Raw genomic sequence first — 17,227 nt, forward strand, 5'->3', positions numbered from 1 at the left:
AGAGGAGAGGGTGCGCGCCGAAAGCGCAGAGCAGCTGCCCTTGGTCCTCGCCGCGTTGGATTCTGTCGCCTCGAGCGGCGACCGACACCTGCTTGCGGCCGGATTCATCTCTTACGAGGCGGGCGTGTGGGTCGAAGGCTCGACCTCTCTCGTGCGCCCCCACGACTTTCTTCCCTTCGCAGAATTCTTCGTCTTCGACACCCGGAAGGCCGCGCCATCCCGCCGCGACCCGCCGCCTCCCGCTGCATTCCCCTCTTTCACCTTCAAAGAACGGGCGAGCGCGCAGCGCTCGCTCTCCTCGGACGAGTGGTCGAGCGGTGTCGCGGACATTCGTGACGGCATCGCCCGCGGGGACGTCTACCAGGTGAACCTGTCGTACCGCACGCGATTCGCCGCGCGCGTCGATCCGTTCGCGCTCGCCCGCGAGCTCCACGCGAAGAGCCCGGTGCCGTACGCCGTGACGCTCGCGTCTCCGGACTGGGCCGTCGTCTCGAACTCGCCGGAGCTGTTCCTGGACGTCGACCTCCGCGCGGGGCGGGCCGTCACGAAGCCGATCAAGGGCACGGCGCCGCGGGGCGACTCGGCCGAGTCCGACGCGGCGGCCGGCGCACGACTCGTCGCATCCGCGAAGGACCGCGCCGAGAACGTCATGATCACGGACCTCCTTCGGAACGACCTCGGGCGCGTCGCCGTTCCGGGAGGCGTCGCGACGACCTCGCTCGCCGCTCTCCGCACGTTCGCGCACCTCCACCATCTGGAGTCCACCGTCGAGGCGCGGCTCGCGCCCGGCACGCGGCTCTCCGACGTACTTCGGGCCACGCTCCCCGGGGGTTCGATCACGGGCGCCCCGAAGCGCGCCGCCCTCGGCTTCATCCGGCGCCTGGAGCCGGTTGCGCGGGGCGCGTACACGGGCGTCGCCGGATTCGTGCGGGGCGACGGCCGGGCTGTCTTCAACGTCGCGATCCGGACGGCGATCACCGGCCGGGATACAGTCGACTATCACGCGGGAGGTGGAATCGTGTGGGACTCGAACGCCGGTGCGGAGTGGGCCGAGACGCTCACCAAGTCGCGCGAGATGGAGGCGTTCCTTGCCTGAGTTCCCGCCCCTTCCGTATCACTCGCCAGCGGTCCAGCGGGGCTTCGGCTTCTTCGAGACGGCGCTCCTCGTCGGCCGCAGGGCCGTCCTGTGGGACGCCCATCTCGACCGGCTCCTCAAGGGCCTCGCGCACCTCGAGCTCCCGTCGCCTTCGCGCGAGGCGCTCGACGCCGCGGCCCGCGCCGCCCTCGACGTCCGCGCACCGCGCGGCGACGAGCAGTCCGGCCTGCGCCTGACGTGGCTCGCGGCGGGGGAGGACGTCGACGCCGCGGCTTCCTGGAGGCTGGACTGCTACGTGCTCCCGATCCCCGAAAGCCGGCTCGCCCGCCGGAACGGCTCGCACGCGGTGTCGCTGCCCCTCGACCTGCAGCGCGACACTCCCGGCGTGAAGTCCACGAGCTACTTCGCGGCGATCCAGGGCGGCCGTCTCGCGAAGAAGGCCGGCGCCGACGAGGGCCTGTTTCGCGGTCACGACGGGCGCTATCTCGAAGGGACCACGACCGGGCTCGCGGCGTGGAACGGGGGCACGCCCGTGCTCGCGCCCGAGGGCGTGCTGCCCAGCGTCACCGCCGCCGCGTTCTTCGAGGGGTTGGCCGCCGTCTCTCCGATCGGGGAGGAGCACCTGCGCGCCGGCGCCGTCCTGCTCGGCTCGCTCACGACGGCGGCGCCCCTCCTGTCGCTGGACGGGAGGCCCTGCGCGCAGCCGCCGGAGATGCTCGCGCGGATTCGCGCGTTCAGGGAGAGGCTCATTGCCGACCCGACCCTCTCACGGTCGCTCTGAGGGGACTATATTCATCTCCAAATGGCAACGCGCAAGGTCCGGAAACCCGCCTCCGAACGCTCCACCGGCGGGACCATCCTCTTCACCGGATTCCCGGGGTTCATCGGGGCCCGGCTCATTCCGCGCCTTCTCGAGCTCCGGCCCGGGGCCTCGTTCGAGTGCCTCGTCCAGGAGAAGTTCCTGCCCGCTGCCGACGCGTCGGTGGCGGCCCTCGCGGCGGCGCACCCGCACACGAAGGGCCGGATACGGCTCGTGACGGGCGACATCACGTCCCCGGGCCTCGGGCTCGGGGCGGGGGCCGCGAAGGCCCTCGCGAAGAAGGTGACGGGCTGCTTCCACCTCGCCGCCGTCTACGACCTCGCGGTGGCCCGCGACGTGGCGATGCGCATCAACGTCGAGGGCACGAAGAACGTGCTCGAGTTCGTCGCCGGCGCTCCCGGCCTACGGCGGCTCGACTACGTCTCGACGGCGTACGTCTCGGGGACGGCGGTCGGTTCGTTCCGCGAGAAGGACCTCGACGTCGGACAGTCCTTCAAAAACCACTACGAGGAGACGAAGTTCCTCGCGGAGGTGGCCGTGAGGGAGAGCGGGCTGCCGGCCACGATCTACCGGCCGGGAATCGTCGTCGGGGACTCGCGGACGGGGGAGACGGCGAAGTTCGACGGCCCGTACTTCGCGCTGAACGCAATGAGCCTTCTCCCGTCGCCGGGCGCGTTCCTGCGCATCGGGAACGGCGCCGCCGAGGTCAACCTCGTGCCGATCGACTACGTCCTCGAGGCGATCGCGCAGCTCGGCTCGTGGGACGGAGCGATCGGGAAAACGTATCACCTGACCGACCCCGCGCCCGAGACGGCGCTCGGGGTCGCCGAGCTTCTCGCGAAGTCGATCGGCAAGTCCTTCGTGTTCGTGCCCGTGCCCCTGCCGATCGCGAAGCTGGCCTTCATCGCGCCGCAGGTCTCGAGGTGGCTCGGAATGCCGGGCCAGACGCTCGACTACTTCGACCACCCGGTGCACTACGACTCCGCGCTGGCGACGAAGGACCTCGCGCGCTTCGGCCTCGAGTGCCCGCCGTTCCGCGCGTACGTCCAGCGGCTCGTGGCGTTCTGGAAGAAGAAGCGGGCCGAGATCACGCGCGGGGCGATGATCTGAGGGCGCGCCCGTGAAGAAGCGCGCGTTCACGAACAAGCCCATCATCGACGGGCAGGACGTCGATACCGGCCGGACGTTCAAGGCCGTGAACCCCTCCACGGGCGAGCCGTTCGCGGACGTCTACCGCGCGGGCCCTGCGGAGATCGACGCCGCGGTCGCATCCGCCCGCAAGGCGTTCCTCTCGTGGTCGAAGACGCCGGTGACGGCGAGGCAGAAACTCCTTGCGCGCCTTCTCGAGGAGGTCCGCAAGTCTCACGAGGACATCGCGCGCCTCATCGCGACCGAGCAGGGCAAGCCGATCGGCGAGGCGCGCGCCGTGGACGTCGTTCCCGCCGCGGACACCCTGCGGTACCTCTCGCGCCACGCCGCTTCGATCCTCGCGGAGCGCCCGGTCGACTACGCCCAGATCCTGTTCGCGCACAAGTCGGGGTCCTACCGGCTGGAGCCGCTCGGCGTCGTCGCGATCGTGACCCCGTGGAACTTCCCGTTCGGGATCCCGTTCGTCGAGGTCGCCGCCTGTCTCGCGGCGGGGGACACGGTCGTCCTCAAGCCGGCTTCGGCGACGGCGCTCACGGGCCTCGCCGTCGGCGACCTCTGCCGGCGCGCCGGCATCCCGCCCGGCGTCGTGAACGTCGTGACGGCGGGCGGCGAGGACACGAACCGCCTCATCGAGCACCCCGGGATCGCGAAGATCCTCTTCACGGGCGCCGTCGAGACGGGCATCGGCGTCATGCAGCGCGCCGCGAAGAACCTCACGGGCGTCGTGCTCGAGCTGGGCGGCAAGGACCCCGCGGTCGTCGCGGCGGACGCCGACCTCGACAGGGCCTCGTCCGGGATCGTCTGGGGCGCGTTCGTGAACGCGGGCCAGGCTTGCGGCTCGGTGGAGCGCGTCTACGTCGTCAAGGACGTGGCCGAGGATTTCCTCGGGAAGGTCGTCGCCAAGGCAAAGGCGCTGAGGCTGGGCGATCCGCTCTCGCCGTCCACCGACATGGGGCCCCTGACCACGGAGGCGCAGCGCGCGCTGGTCGAGGCCCACGTCGCGGACGCGAAGGCAAAGGGCGCGAAGATCCTCACGGGAGGCAAGCGTCCGCGCGCGAAGGGCTGGTGGTATCCGCCGACCGTTCTCACGAACGTCGACCACTCGATGCGCTGCATGCACGAGGAGACGTTCGGCCCCCTCCTGCCGGTCATGGTCGTCGACACGCTCGACGAGGGAATCCGCCTCGCGAACGAGTCGGAGTTCGGTCTCACGGCGTCCGGCTGGACGCGCTCTCGGCGCACGGCGCGGCGCCTCGCCGAGGAGCTCCACGCGGGCACCGTGACGATCAACGACCACCTGTTCTCGTTCGGCGAGCCCACGGCGACCTGGGGCGGCGTCAAGAAGTCGGGCGTCGGGCGCAGTCACGCCGCCTTCGGCCTCCACGAGCTCGTGAACATCAAACACGTGAGCGTGGACATGGGGAACTCGGGCGCGATGCCGTGGTGGTACCCGTACGACTCCGCGTTCCACGCCTTCACGAAGAGGGCGTTTGGGACGCTCTACTCGAACGACCCCCGGACGAAGCTGCCCGACGCGCTCGGCCTGCTCGGCAGCGGCCGCTTCTTCGGTTACGTGAAGGTGTCGACGCTCGCGACGCGCCTCGGCAAGATGTTCTGAACGAAAAAAGCGGCCCCCCCTTCCGGGAGGGCCGCTTGTGGAACCGGAGAAGCCTGAACTAGCTCTGGCGACGGATGGCGCGGAGGCCCGCGCCGGCCGCGACGGAAAGACCACCGAGGAGGCCGACGAGCGGCATCGGGCTGGCGGTCTTCGGGAGCTTCTTCTTGGCAGGAGCAGCCGGGGCCGGGGCCGGAGCCGCGGCCACGACGGGGGCCGGAGCCGGGGCCGGGGCGGCCGCGACGGGAGCCGGGGCCGGGGCGGCCGGGGCGGCGCCCGCGACCTTGCCACGCTGGACTTCGGTCTCCATCTTCGTGGAGGTGTGAACGATCGTGGCGTTGAGCTTCATGCCGGGCCCGAGGTTCTCGATGCTGGTTTCCTTGCCGTCGACGTTGAACTTGAAGCCCTTCGGAACGACGTAGTTGTGGAAGCCGTCAGCCTCCTTGGTCGTGAGGTTGGCGCCCTGCACCTTGACGACTTCGCCGTTCTTGATCGTGGTCGTCTTGACCTCGACGGGCTTCTCGACCGTGTTGAAGACTGCGGAGATGGTGGTGCCGATCTTGAGATCGGCGAGGCCCGTCTCCTTGCCGTCGATCATGGCGGTGCGGCCGGCCGGGACCTGGTACTCGCGGACGACGCCGTCGTCACCCTTGACGATGACGGAGTGATCGGTCTTGCCGATCACGAGGCCGGACTTGATCTCCGACTTGACGACGGTCTGCGCGACCGCGGCGCCCGCGACGCACAGGGCGACCGCGAGGACGACGAACATGACGAACCGGGTAGATTTCATTCTTTCCTCCTGCTGTATTTGGACACGGGAACGCTGCCCCCGTGCAACGGGGTATTCGTGTACAGAATACGGCGGGACGGCCGCGTCCGCCAGCCAATTCTTCAGCTTGAACCCTCCGTCCTTGCCCGCCTCCCTAGAATCGCGGGGTGGGCGCCCCCCCGGACCTCTCCCTCTATCCCGACCAGCCTGGCATTTACCTCTACAAGGACGCCGCGGGAAAGATCCTCTATGTCGGCAAGGCGCGCTCGATCCGCAAGCGCCTCGCGTCCTACTTCCACGCCGGGCCGAAGCACCCGAGGACCGAGGCGCTCCTCGCCGAGTTCGCCTCCATCGACACGGTCGTCTCGAAGACCGAGAGCGAGGCGCTCGCGCTCGAAAACGCGTTCATCAAGAAGAACCGGCCGCGCTACAACATCGTCCTCCGCGACGACAAAACGTACCCCTACATCAAGGTCACGACGGGGGAGGCCTGGCCCCGGGCGCTCGTGACGCGCAAGGTCCTCCGGGACGGCCACAGCTACTTCGGCCCGTTCCTCCCGGCCCGCACGTGCCGCGGCGCGATGAAGATGGTGCAGCGGATGTTCCAGATCCGCACCTGCCGCATCGAGATCGACGGCAAGCTCCCGCGGCCCTGCCTCTACTACGACATGCACGCCTGCCTCGGGCCGTGCGTCTCGGGCCTCACGACGGCCGAGGCGTATGCGGACGCGGTGCAGGATGTCCTGCTTTTCCTCTCGGGGCGGAACGACGAGCTGCGCCCGCGGCTCGAGGAGAAGATGCGCGCCGCCGCCGACGCCGAGCGATTCGAGATGGCGGCCGCCTACCGCGACTGCCTCCGCACGGTCGGCGGAGCTCGCGGAGAAGCAGCGCGTCCAGTCGGTGTCGGGTGAGGATGTTGATGTATTCGGGGATTTCTTCGATGGAGGGAATCTGGCGGTCTCGGTCCTCCTCGTGCGCGGCGGCGGCATTCTCGATTCTCGGGAGTTCTTCTGGGAGGGCATCGGGGAGCCGGACGCCGAGGAGTTCTGGGTGGCCCTGCTGTCGCAGTACTACGACGCCGTCGGGTCCGGCTTCCTGCCGCGGGAAGTCCATCTTCCCGTCGACGTCCCGGACGAGGCCCTCGAGCCCCTCGAGGCGTGGCTGTCGGAGCGGCGCGGCTCGAAGGTCGTCATCAAGACGCCGCGGCGCGGAGCCGCCTTCGAGCGCGTGCGCATCGCCCGCGACAACGCGCGCCAGAACCACCTGCGCCGGTTCCGGCGGGTCCGGGAGCGGGGAGAGAAGGCCACGCTCGCCCTCGCCCGCGCCCTCGAGCTGCCCTCGAGGCCCTCGCGGATCGAGTGCTTCGACATCTCGCACTTGCAGGGCTCCGAGACGTACGCGTCGTGCGTCGTGTTCGTGGACGGCGAGCCGAAGAGGGACGAATACCGCCTCTTCCGGATCGAGCGGGAGGGCGTGGACGACTTCGCGTCGATCTCGGAGGCGGTCACGCGCCGCTACACGCGCGTTACGGAAGAGCGGCGGCCGCTCCCGGACCTCCTCCTGATCGACGGCGGGAAAGGGCAGCTCTCCGCCGCGCTTGCGGCGCTGGACCGCCTTGGGATCGAGATGCCGGCCGCGGGCCTCGCCAAGCGCGAGGAGGAAGTGTTCGTGCCGGGGCGCACGGCGCCGATCGTGCTCGCCCGGACGAACGCCGGCCTCAAGCTGCTCCAGCGCGCGCGCGACGAGGCGCACCGCTTCGGCCTGAGGTCCCACCGGCGCGCGCGCGGCAAGCGCGCGCTCGAGAGCCCGCTGCTCGACGTGCCGGGCCTCGGGCCCGCGCGCGTGAAGACGCTTCTCTCGGCCTTCGGCGGTTCGGAAGCGGTCCTCGCCGCCAGCGAGGACGCCCTCGCGGCCGTCTCGGGCAAGGGCGTGGCCGCGCGCATCGCGCGCTGGCGCTCCGCCGCGCGCTGATTCTCCCCGGCCGGAAGCCTTCGCGCTGCTACACTTTGCGCCGATGGTTTCCGAGCGTTCGGACTCGCGCAATCGCATGATGTCGGGGGGCTCTCTCGAGCGGACGCCGTTCGCCGAGGTCATCCGCATGCTCTATCGCGAGCGCGCGACGGCGAAGCTTCTCGTCTCGTACCGGGGCGAGGAACGGACGTTCTGGTTCGACCGGGGCCAGATTCTCTCGGCCAGCTCGAACCGCGAGGCGCAGCTCGTCGGCGACCTCCTGCGGACGTTCGGCCTCGCCGACGAGAGCCTTCTCATGTCGGCGTTCGAGAAGGCGCTCGCCGAGCCCGGACGCGGCCTCGCCCGCGCCCTCACGGAATCCGGCGCGGTTGCCGACTACGTGGCGGACGCGGCGGTTCGTGCTCTTTCCGAGCGCCTGTTCTTCGAGACGTTTCGCTGGACGAACGGCGTCTTCACGGTGTCCCCGCTCGAGAGCGCGGCCGTCGTGCCGGTCCGCGCGGACCGGCCCACCGGAGGCCTGCTCCTCGAGGCTCTGCGCCGGCTCCCGGCCCCCGCGGCCCAGCTCAACACGCCGCTTTCGCCCGCGGCGCGGCCCGTGTTCGCGCCGGACCTCCTCCTGCGGTATCAGGCGTTCACGGTGTCCGCGGTCGAGGCCGAGGTGCTCGGGCGCATCGACGGCGCCATGACCGTGGAGCAGATCCACCCGGACCAGCGCGTCGTCGCGCGCCTCGCGGCGACGGGACTCGTCCATCTCGTGGCCCCCGGGCGAACGATCGAGAAATCGGGAGTTCCCGAGGGGCTGCTTCTCCTGAACGTCGACGTGGCCGGCGCCGCGCCAGCGGCGCGCGTGGCCGAACAGTCCGACATCCAGCGCGACCTCGTGCGCCGCACGTACCGCCGGCTCGATTGGGCGAGCCACTACGACGTGCTCGGCGTCGAGCGCGACGTCGCTCCGGAGGCGCTCGCGCGTGCGATTCACGAGCGGGCGCGTCTGTTCCATCCCGACCACCACCTCAAGGCGCACCTCGGCGACGACCGCGATGCGCTCGAGGCGCTCTTCGCCCGCGTCCGGGAGGCCGAACGCGCCTTCCGCACACCGGAGAGCCGCGCGCAGTACGACCGCGCACAGGAGATCCACGGCGACACGGTGGCCCTGCCCGGCACCGAGCCGACCGTCGAGGTCCAGAAGGAGATCGCGCGCAAGAACTACGTGCGCGCCAAGGCCCTCTACGAGGAGGAGGACTACTTCCCGGCCTACGAAATGATCCGGCAGGCGGTCGAGTTCGACCCGGAGCAGAAGGAGTACTGGGTGCTCCTCTCGCGCATCCAGCGCAAGAACCCCAAGTGGATCAAGCAGGCGACCGAGACGATGCGCCGCGCGGTCAAGAAAATGCCGGACAGCGTCGACCTCTGGTGGGAGCTGGCCGAGGCCTGTGCGCACGAGCGTAACGCTCCCGAGCGCGTGAAGGCCCTGAAAGAGGTCATGCGTCTCGATCCCGTGAACCGGCGCGCCCAGCAGGCGCTCGCCGAGATCAACGGGAAGTCCTGAGATGAACGGCCTCCCGCAGCTCTTCGGCACGGGGCTCGGCCTTTCGGCCGCGGCCGGCCTCAATTCCTACGCCGTCCTCCTCGTCTACGGAGCGATGGCGCGCTTCTTTCCCGAGGACTACACCGGCGCGATCGCACGCCTCCTCGCCTCGACGCCCGCGCTCGGCGTCGCGGCCGTGCTGTTCCTTCTCGAGTTCTTCGCGGACAAGATTCCGGGACTCGACCATTTCTGGCATCTGCTCCACTCGATCGTGCGCCCGCTCGTCGGCGCGCTCGTCGCGATCGCGGCGGTGCAGGCCGAGGGATCGACCGCGCTGAACGTCGTGGCGGGCGGCGCCGGCGGGGGAGTCGCGCTCGCGTCGCACCTCGTGAAGAGTGCGACGCGGCTCACGTCGACGGCGGTCACGTTCGGCGTCGCGAACGCGGGACTGTCGCTTGCGGAGGACGTCGTCGCGTTCCTCCAGAGTCTCGTTTCGATCTTTCTGCCGCTCGTCGCGCTCGTCGTCGTGATCGCAATCGGCCTGCTCTTCGTCCTAACGGTTCCCCGGATGGCGCGCTTCCTCGACCTTTTCGGGAGGCGCCGCACCCGGCCGGAACCCACGCCGCCGGCCTGACCCGTCAGGCCCGGCACGCCTCGTGCACTTCCCGTCGGAGGAACCTGCGATGAAGTCCCGCCTCCCGCTCCTGACCACCGCCGCCGCCGTTCTGCTCCTCGGGACGGCCACGGCGGTCGCCGTGCGTCCCGAGGACGTCCTCCAGGGCGTCGCGCCGGTGCCGGCCGAGGTCTCCCGATCCGTGGACGTGGGGCGCCTCGACGGCGACGTCCGCTTCACGCGCGCGATCCTCGTCCTGCCCGCACGCGACGCCGCCGGTCTCGAGCAGCTTCTCGAATCGCAGCAGGACCCGTCCTCCCCCGACTTCAGGCGATGGCTCACGCCGGTTGAATTCGGCCGCCGCTTCGGCGCCCCCGAGGCCGACGTCGCGGCGCTCCGCGCCCACCTCGAGGCGAACGGCCTCGAGGTGGAGGACGCTCCCGCGGGCCGCACGGCCCTTCTCTTCTCCGGGCGGGCCGCCGACGTCGAGCGCGCGTTCGCGACCGAGCTCCGCGAGGTGTTCGTGGACGGCGCGATCCGCGTCGCGAACGTCCGCCCGGCGCGGCTGCCGGCCGGCCTCGCGCGCCGCACCGCGGGCCTGCTGTCCCTGAACTCGTTCCCGCGGCGCAGAGCGCTCGCGCGCCGGACCCCGGCGTACACGGACGGCTCGGGCCGCCACGTCCTCGCGCCCGCGGACTTCGCGACGATCTACGGGATCGACGCTCTCGCCGCGGCGGGGATCAACGGCGCGGGACGGAAGATCGCTGTCCTCGCGCAGACGAACGTGACCGTCGCCGACACACGGTTCTTCCGGCAGTACTTCGGCCTGCCGGCGAACGACCCGCAGATCGTCCTGAACGGACCCGACGCCGGGATCAACGGGGACGAGATCGAGGCGGACCTCGACATCCAGTGGGCGGGCGCCGTCGCGCCGGCCGCGCAGGTGCTCCTCGTCGTGTCCAAGACGACCCTCCCGTCCTACGGCGTCGACCTCTCGGCGCTGTACGCGGTGAACAACAACATCGCCGACGTCCTCAACCTGTCCTACGGGGCCTGCGAGAACGACTTCGTCGATTCCGACACGCTCTTCTACACGAACATCTGGGCGCAGGCCGCGGCGCAGGGGATGACGTCCTTCGTGGCGTCCGGCGACAGCGGCGCCGCGGGCTGCGAGGGCCTCTCGGCGACGACCGGCACGACCCGTTCCGTGAACGGCCTCGGGTCCTCGCCGTACGCGACGTGCGTCGGAGGGACGCAGTACCTCGACACGTCGGCCCCGGCTGCGTACTGGAGCTCGACCAACGACCCCGTCACGAAGAAGTCCGCGAAGGGGGCGATCCCCGAGGGCGCGTGGAACGAGAGCGGCGCCGGCTCGGGCCTCGCGGCGACGGGTGGCGGCGTGAGCGTGCTCTTCGCGCGGCCGCCCTGGCAGAACGTCGCAGGCGTTCCGGCGGGAACGGGCCGCGCCGTGCCGGACGTCTCCGTCGCCGGGGCCGGCCACACGCCGTACTACATCGTGCTGGGCGGCTCGGGGAGCGCATCGGGTCTCGCGCGCGTCTACGGCACTTCTGCGTCTTCCCCCGCGTTCGCGGGCATCGCGGCCCTCCTGTCGCAGAGGGCGGGATCGCGCCTCGGCAACCTCAACCCGCTCCTGTACGCGCTCGGCCAGACCCAGTACGGGACGTCCGGGGCCGCGTCGCCGGGAACGGGCCCGTTCCGCGACGTGACGGCGGGATCGAACTCCGTCCCCGGAGTCACGGGCTACGACGCGGGCCCCGGCTACGACGCCGCGACGGGCCTCGGCTCGCCCGACGTCACGGCCCTGGCGGCGGCGATCGCGTCGCCCGTGGTGTCGGGCGTCGACCTCGCGCTGTCGGCCGCGCCGGCGGTGGCGTCGGTTCAAGCGGGCTCGCCGGTCACCGTCACGGCTTCGCTCGCACAGTCCGCGGTCGCTGCCGACGCTGTCGCGACGCTCACGCTCGCGGGCCTGCCGGCGGGCCTGACGGCCTCCTTCAGCCCCTCGAAGATGGACGAGCCCGGGACGGGCATCGTCTCGCGCGGGCAGAACGCGCTCCTGACCCTCGCCGCCGCGCCCTCGACGGCCGCCGGCACGTACACGCTCACGCTTGCCGCGTCGTCCGGCGCCGTCGTCCGGCGCGTCTCGCTCTTCGTCACCGTCGGCGCGCAGCCTGCCGCGCCTCCGTCCGGACCCGGCGTCCAGGCTCCCGTCGTTCTCGACGTTTTCGGAGCGGGAGGGTCGCACTACACGTCGGACCTCGTCGCCGTGAACCGCGGAACCTCCGACGCCACGCTCCTCCTGCGCTTCGCCCAGACGCCCGCGCCCGCGACGCCCGGGCCGACGATCGCACGTTCGCTCGGAGCGGGCCGCCAGTTCGCCGTGGCGGACGTGATCGGGTTCCTGAATGCGAACGGCTATTCGCTTCCGTCGGACGGGTCCGCGAAGCTCGGGACGCTGTTCGCGACGTTCGTCGGCGCGTCCGATCCCCTCACCGTGTTCGTCGGCTCGCGCACGTCGACTCCCAACCCGAACGCCTCCGTCGGTGGTGCATTCGGGACGTTCTCGGCCGCGTCGGTGACGGGCGGAGCCTCCACGGGCGAAGCCTGGATCTACGGCCTCAGGGAGAACTCCCAGTACCGTTCCAACCTCGCTCTCGTGCATGCACCCGGCGCCGCCTCGGGCGCGACGGCCGGCCCGGTCGCGCTGGAGGTCCAGATCTACGACGGCGACAGCGGGGCGCCGGCCGGCGCGCCGCTCACGCAGGTCCTCCAGCCAGGACAGTTCTTCCAGTTCAACCGCGTCCTCACGTTGGCACCGACGGGGGTCGCGAACGGCTACGCGCGCGTCCGGCTGACATCCGGATCCGACCGCTTCATCGCGTACGGAATCGTGAACGACGGCGCCGCGGCAGGCGGAGGCACGTCGGACGGGAGCTTCCTCCCGGCGAACGCGACGGAGGGACTGATCCCGATCGTCCTCGACCTCCCGGGCGCGCCGCACTACACGAGCGACCTGACCCTGACGAATCCGACGTCGAGCGCGGTCACGGTGACTCTGACGTACACGGCGTCGACGGCGTTCTCGGGCGCGGGCTCCGGCACGAAGACGGCCACGCTTGCCGCGCGCCAGCAGCTCGTCCTGCCGAACGCGATCACGTACCTCCGCGGACTCGGCCTCGCGATCCCGGCGACGGGCAACCAGGGCGGCACGCTCCTCGTCTCGGGCGCGCCGGCGCTCGCGCGCACCTCGAACCCGAACCCGGACGCGGCCGTCGGCGGGACTTTCGGGCTCGCGTATCCCGCGGTCGGCGCGTCCGCGCGGGCGAAGGGCGAGGCGTGGGTCTACGGCCTGAGGCAGGACGCCGACGCGCGCACGAACCTCGCGATCGCGGACGCGCGAGCCGGCGACTCCGCCGGCGTGGAGTACGTCGTGGACGTCTTCGATGCGGATACGGGCGCGACCGAGCCGGTCCTCACGAAGAAGGTGACGCTCGCGGGCGGGCAATGGACGCAGTTCAACACGATCCTCGTCGACGCCGGAATCACGCACGGTTTCGCGCGTATCCGGCCCTCCTCCGGAACGTCGGACTTCGTCGCCTACGGCGTCGTGAACGACGGCCCGACGGCGGGCTCGCGCACGTCCGACGGGTCGTACGTCCCGATGGTCGTCGTGAACTGAGGGCGCCTCGCGGTAGACTGCCCGCGACTCGGGCCGGACAGGCGGTCGCCGCTCTTGACGCCTCGGCGGAAGGAGGGGAGGAAAGTCCGGACTCCAGCGGGCAGCGTGCCGGAGAAATCCCGGTCGGGGCAACCCGAAGGAAAGTGGCACAGAAAACAAACCGCCGACGCGCCGCAAGGCGCAGGTAAGGGTGAAAAGGTGCGGTAAGAGCGCACCGCGGTTCCGGCAACGGAACTGGCAGGCGAAACCCCACGCGGAGCAAGGCCAAATAGGGTGACGGAAGGGGCGCCCGCCCTCGCGGCTCACGCCGACGTCACCGGGTCGGTCGCTCGAGCCCGTCCGGAAGGACGGGCCTAGAGGAATGACCGCCAGCCGGAAGGCGCGAGCCGACCGGTCACAGAATCCGGCTTATCGTCCGGCCCGAGTCATTTCTCTCCCCGCGCGTTCCGTGTCATCCTGACGATCGAGATCCCCTCTCAATCAGGAGGCTTCATGAACCGGCGCGCCGTTTGTGTGTCCTGTGTCCTTCTTCTCGCGTCGACGACGCGCTCGAAAGCCGTTGAGCCCGCCTCCAAGTCCCTCGTGACGCAGCAGAAGGTGCCCGTGGCCGGCCTGACCCACGAGCAGATTCTGGCGAAGCCGGACGCGACGAAGCTCGTGACGGCCGACGGAAAAGAGACGACCGTCGCCGAGCTTCGTCGGCGGACGAACGCCCGCAAGCAGCTCATGGCTTCGAGCGGGCAGGGGTCGCTGACGGGCGGCTCGGCGAAAGTCGCGCATCCCCGCGGCGTCGCAAAGGCTCAGGGCCTCGTCACTCTGGCAAAGAACGAGAGCGCCGCCGCCGTCGGGATGCACACGGCCCGCAAGTCGATCCAGGCGTCCGGGGGAACCGAGGCCACCGCCAAGGCGCGGAAGATCCCGTACCCGGCCAAGGCCGTCGGAATCGAGACCGTGAACGGAAAGACCTCGGGGTTCGTCCTCTCGCCGGGCGGCAACGTGACGATCGCCGGAGGCGAGTTCGGCGACACGATCGGGCAGGCAAACGTGATGGGGCAGTTCCCCGGGGCGGCCGCTCCGCTGCGCGTCGTCGACTGGCGCGCCGACGAGATCTACGCGATCTTCCCTCCGGGCCTTCGAGGCGTGGGCGACCACGCCGTGACAGTCCAGGTGATCACGAGGGCCGGCAAGACGCACCGGCTCGAGGGCGGGAAGTTCGTGGCGACCCGCGAGGACGTCGTCATCACCAGCGGCGTGCTGCGCGTTCTTCGATTCGAAGGCCCCATGCGATCAGGAGGGAGCAACTGGCCGGCGCAGATGAACGACGACGGGATGGTCGGCCGCCATGCGCTGGGCGATTCGATCAACTGCCCCTCTCCCGGCGTGGACCGGCTGACAACCGTCGACCCCGGGCGCGGCTTCGTCGTCACGGGCCTGGGCGCAACCTGGGGGCGCACGGACTCGGGCAACGGCGCCGGCAACGGCGAGCCCGGGAACCGGATCTTCTACCCGGGCTACAGCTTCGGGAGCTGGGATGGAGACGGAATACGGATCGATGTCCATTGGGGAGTCTGGCGGAGCCACGAGTCGCCGTACATAACCCTTCCGGGCTACGATCAGTGCCTTTCCAACTACAGGATCAGTGTGATCCTCAGCGGCCCGGCCGGCGTCTCGCCGTTCTGACGCGCCGGGGTTTGAGACAATCGCCGCGGTGCCCGAGATCGTCGACGGCAACAACCTGATCGGCCGCCTGGGCGGCGGCACGCGCGACGGGCTCGTGACGGAGCTCTGCGAGGTCGCGCGGCGAAAGCGGAAACGGCTGACGGTCGTCTTCGACGGCCCGCCGGAAGCCGGGCGCGCGAAGGTTCAGGCTTTCGGCGACGTCCAGGTCGTCTACGCGGCGCCCCGCTCGGCCGACGAGGAAATCGTCCGGCGCATCCGCGAGGCGCGAGACCCGCGGGGCGTCACCGTCGTGACGGACGACCGTGCTCTCGCATCCGCCGTCTCGGCAGCAGGCGCCCGGATCGCGGGCATCGAGATCTTCCAGCGGGACGCATCGGCCCGGATGCGGGCCCCGGCGCCCGCCGAAGCGGTCAAGCCCTCCGTCGGCGGCGGTGCGAAGGACTGGGAACGCTGGTTCTCGGACCCGAAGAACCGGATCGAGTGATGGCGGACCTCGCGAGGCTGCCGCGTCTCGTCCCCGGCGACACGGTTGGCGTCGCGGCGCTGTCGGGGCCACCGGATCCGGACGCCCTCGCGGCGGGTGTCCGGGCGCTCGAGGGGTTCGGCTACCGCGTCCGGCTCGCACCGAACGTCCTCTCGAAGGAACCGCTCCTCGGCCTCGCGGGCGCCGCCGAAGAACGCGCGGCGGGTTATCGCTCGCTACTCGTCGACCCGGGCGTGAAGGCCATCGTCTTCGCGCGCGGCGGCTACGGCGTCGCGTCCGCGCTCCCGTGCCTCGACCCGGCGGAAGCGGCCGCGCACCCGAAGATCCACTGCGGCTTTTCGGACGTTACCGTCCTCTCCTCCTGGCTCCTGAAGGCGGGCGTGCCGTCGTTCCACGGGCCCATGGTTGCCGCCGATCTCGCGCGCGGACTCGACCCGCTCTCCGCGTCCTTCTTTCCTTCGATGCTCGAGGGGAGGGGACCCAAGGAGATTTTCTTGGAAGGTGAAGAGGGGAGAGGCGGCGCGACCGGGAGCAGCGTGCTCGTACCCGGCGCCGCCACGGGGAGGCTCGTCGGAGGCTGTCTCTCCCTCCTCGCGGCGTCCGTCGGGACGCCTTGGGAATTCGACTACTCCAACGGCCTCCTCTTCTTCGAAGACATCGCCGAGGAGGCCTATCGCATCGACCGCATGCTCGGGACCCTGATCGATTCCGGCCGATTCGCTAAACTGTCCGGCATCTTGATCGGCACGCTGTCGGCTGTCACGTTTTCGGGCGTCGAAGATTCCGAGCGGCTTCGCTCGGTCCTCACGGCCCGTCTCGCGCCCCTCGGCATCCCCGTGGCCCTCGGCCTCCCCGCCGGCCACCGCGGCTCCAACGCGACCCTGCCCGTCGGCGCCCGCGCCGCGTGGGACGGAGCCGGGACGCTCACCTTCCTCGAGGAGATTACGTCTTGAAGGTCGTCGTGAAATCGGGCACTCCGAGCGGCTTCGCGGACTACCTCATGAAGGCCGCGGCCGGGAAGGACGTCTTCTCCGAGGGAGAGGTCGGCACCGAGATGTACGTCATCCAGGCCGGCACCGTCGAGATCTACAAGAAGAGCCGCAAGGGCGAGGAGAAGATTCTCGCGACGCTCGAAAAAGGCGACTTCTTCGGCGAGATGTCGATCCTCGAAGACGTCCCGCGAACGGCGTCCGCGCGCGCGAAGACCGAGTGCGAGCTCGTCCGGATCAACCAGACGACGTTCGACGAGATGCTGCGCCACAACGCGGAGATCGCCGTGCGGATGCTCCGCAAGCTCTCGCGCCGCCTGCGCGAGACGACGAAGCTCCTCGAGCAGTCGACGGGCGTCGCCCCGACGCTCGACCAGTCGTCGTCGGACATCTTCGCGAAGGAAGCCGACCGGCACGAGATCTTCCGGATCGTGGCGGACGCCGGCGGAGAATTCTTCCTGAACCGCGAGGGGGAGACCACCGTGGGGCGCATCGACCCCGTCACGGGGATCCGGCCGGACGTCGACCTCGCGAACCTCGACACGCAGCGCTCCGTCTCCCGCCGCCATTCGAAGATCGTCCACTCCGGAAACGACTTCCGCGTCGTCGAGGAGATCGGAACCATGAACGGGACGTTCGTGAACGGCACGCGCATCGTCACGGGCCAGCCGGTGTCGATCAAGGACGGCGACCGGATCCGCTTCGGACTCGTGGACCTCACGTTCCGCATCAGCAAGGCGTAGGGGTCATTTCCGCTCCTCTTCCGCCCCTCGCGTCGCTGCCCGGAATCGGTCCCGCGCGCGCGAAGGAGCT

The 17,227-nt window shown here is 70.4% G+C and carries 14 protein-coding genes and 1 other RNA gene; 14 read left to right on the forward strand and 1 reads right to left on the reverse strand.

The window, feature by feature from the left end; all coding sequences use genetic code 11:
* The first annotated feature begins 10 nt into the window (after positions 1-10).
* From IPL89_12750 to IPL89_12765, 4 genes are read left to right on the forward strand one after another with little or no spacing between them, the layout of a single operon-like run.
* Positions 11-1,096: an anthranilate synthase component I family protein gene (locus IPL89_12750; protein MBK9064044.1), complete on the forward strand. Its 1,086-nt coding sequence runs from the start codon at positions 11-13 to the stop codon at positions 1,094-1,096.
* Positions 1,089-1,877: an aminotransferase class IV gene (locus tag IPL89_12755; GenBank protein ID MBK9064045.1), complete on the forward strand. Its 789-nt coding sequence runs from the start codon at positions 1,089-1,091 to the stop codon at positions 1,875-1,877. Before IPL89_12750 ends, IPL89_12755 begins: the two co-directional genes overlap by 8 nt.
* A 21-nt stretch (positions 1,878-1,898) precedes the next feature.
* Complete coding sequence (locus IPL89_12760; protein ID MBK9064046.1) at positions 1,899-3,026, forward strand: SDR family oxidoreductase; 1,128 nt, start codon at positions 1,899-1,901, stop codon at positions 3,024-3,026.
* Positions 3,027-3,036: 10 nt separating this feature from the next.
* Positions 3,037-4,683, forward strand: a complete 1,647-nt coding sequence (locus tag IPL89_12765; GenBank protein ID MBK9064047.1) for an aldehyde dehydrogenase — start codon at positions 3,037-3,039, stop codon at positions 4,681-4,683.
* Positions 4,684-4,741: 58 nt separating this feature from the next.
* Here the strand turns inward: IPL89_12765 and IPL89_12770 are convergent, their stop codons facing one another.
* A complete protein-coding gene (locus IPL89_12770; protein MBK9064048.1) occupies positions 4,742-5,473 on the reverse strand; it encodes a hypothetical protein in 732 nt (243 codons plus the stop codon).
* 146 nt (positions 5,474-5,619) lie between these two features.
* On the opposite strand from IPL89_12770, the gene IPL89_12775 reads away from it, so the two are divergent.
* The 10 genes from IPL89_12775 to IPL89_12820 all read left to right on the forward strand — a co-directional run bounded on the left by IPL89_12775 (position 5,620) and on the right by IPL89_12820 (position 17,157).
* Positions 5,620-6,363 (forward strand): GIY-YIG nuclease family protein, encoded by a 744-nt coding sequence (locus IPL89_12775; protein ID MBK9064049.1) that lies wholly within the window; start codon positions 5,620-5,622, stop codon positions 6,361-6,363.
* Positions 6,353-7,423: a hypothetical protein gene (locus IPL89_12780; GenBank protein ID MBK9064050.1), complete on the forward strand. Its 1,071-nt coding sequence runs from the start codon at positions 6,353-6,355 to the stop codon at positions 7,421-7,423. Before IPL89_12775 ends, IPL89_12780 begins: the two co-directional genes overlap by 11 nt.
* Positions 7,424-7,466: 43 nt before the next feature.
* Entirely contained in the window at positions 7,467-8,972 is a 1,506-nt protein-coding gene (locus IPL89_12785) for a DUF4388 domain-containing protein (GenBank protein ID MBK9064051.1), read from the forward strand.
* Between the two features lies 1 nt (position 8,973).
* The gene (locus tag IPL89_12790) at positions 8,974-9,585 is read left to right on the forward strand and encodes a DUF4126 domain-containing protein (protein MBK9064052.1); all 612 of its coding nucleotides are present in this window, start codon (positions 8,974-8,976) and stop codon (positions 9,583-9,585) included.
* Positions 9,586-9,634: 49 nt separating this feature from the next.
* Positions 9,635-13,261: a S8/S53 family peptidase gene (locus IPL89_12795; GenBank protein MBK9064053.1), complete on the forward strand. Its 3,627-nt coding sequence runs from the start codon at positions 9,635-9,637 to the stop codon at positions 13,259-13,261.
* Positions 13,262-13,290: 29 nt separating this feature from the next.
* Positions 13,291-13,688, forward strand: an RNA gene (gene rnpB / locus IPL89_12800) — RNase P RNA component class A.
* Positions 13,689-13,753: 65 nt separating this feature from the next.
* Complete coding sequence (locus IPL89_12805) at positions 13,754-14,941, forward strand: hypothetical protein (GenBank protein ID MBK9064054.1); 1,188 nt, start codon at positions 13,754-13,756, stop codon at positions 14,939-14,941.
* A 19-nt stretch (positions 14,942-14,960) separates the two neighbouring features.
* Positions 14,961-15,425 carry an NYN domain-containing protein gene (locus IPL89_12810; protein ID MBK9064055.1) on the forward strand — a complete coding sequence of 155 codons (465 nt, stop codon included), beginning with the start codon at positions 14,961-14,963 and terminating at the stop codon, positions 15,423-15,425.
* Positions 15,425-16,378, forward strand: coding sequence for an LD-carboxypeptidase (locus IPL89_12815; GenBank protein MBK9064056.1), 954 nt, complete (start codon positions 15,425-15,427; stop codon positions 16,376-16,378). Before IPL89_12810 ends, IPL89_12815 begins: the two co-directional genes overlap by 1 nt.
* Complete coding sequence (locus tag IPL89_12820) at positions 16,375-17,157, forward strand: cyclic nucleotide-binding domain-containing protein (GenBank protein MBK9064057.1); 783 nt, start codon at positions 16,375-16,377, stop codon at positions 17,155-17,157. The genes IPL89_12815 and IPL89_12820 overlap by 4 nt, the downstream gene beginning before the upstream one ends.
* Positions 17,158-17,227: the final 70 nt, after the last annotated feature.

Source organism: Acidobacteriota bacterium (assembly GCA_016716715.1).
Lineage (GTDB): Bacteria > Acidobacteriota > Thermoanaerobaculia > UBA5066 > UBA5066 > Fen-183.

Bases quoted from the DNA above. Each gene is read 5' to 3' on its own strand.
- IPL89_12760 (MBK9064046.1), top strand. From the start codon at position 1,899: ATGGCAACGCGCAAGGTCCGGAAACCCGCCTCCGAACGCTCCACCGGC.
- IPL89_12770 (MBK9064048.1), bottom strand. From the start codon at position 5,473: ATGAAATCTACCCGGTTCGTCATGTTCGTCGTCCTCGCGGTCGCCCTG.
- IPL89_12785 (MBK9064051.1), top strand. From the start codon at position 7,467: ATGGTTTCCGAGCGTTCGGACTCGCGCAATCGCATGATGTCGGGGGGC.
- IPL89_12790 (MBK9064052.1), top strand. From the start codon at position 8,974: ATGAACGGCCTCCCGCAGCTCTTCGGCACGGGGCTCGGCCTTTCGGCC.
- IPL89_12795 (MBK9064053.1), top strand. From the start codon at position 9,635: ATGAAGTCCCGCCTCCCGCTCCTGACCACCGCCGCCGCCGTTCTGCTC.
- IPL89_12805 (MBK9064054.1), top strand. From the start codon at position 13,754: ATGAACCGGCGCGCCGTTTGTGTGTCCTGTGTCCTTCTTCTCGCGTCG.
- IPL89_12815 (MBK9064056.1), top strand. From the start codon at position 15,425: ATGGCGGACCTCGCGAGGCTGCCGCGTCTCGTCCCCGGCGACACGGTT.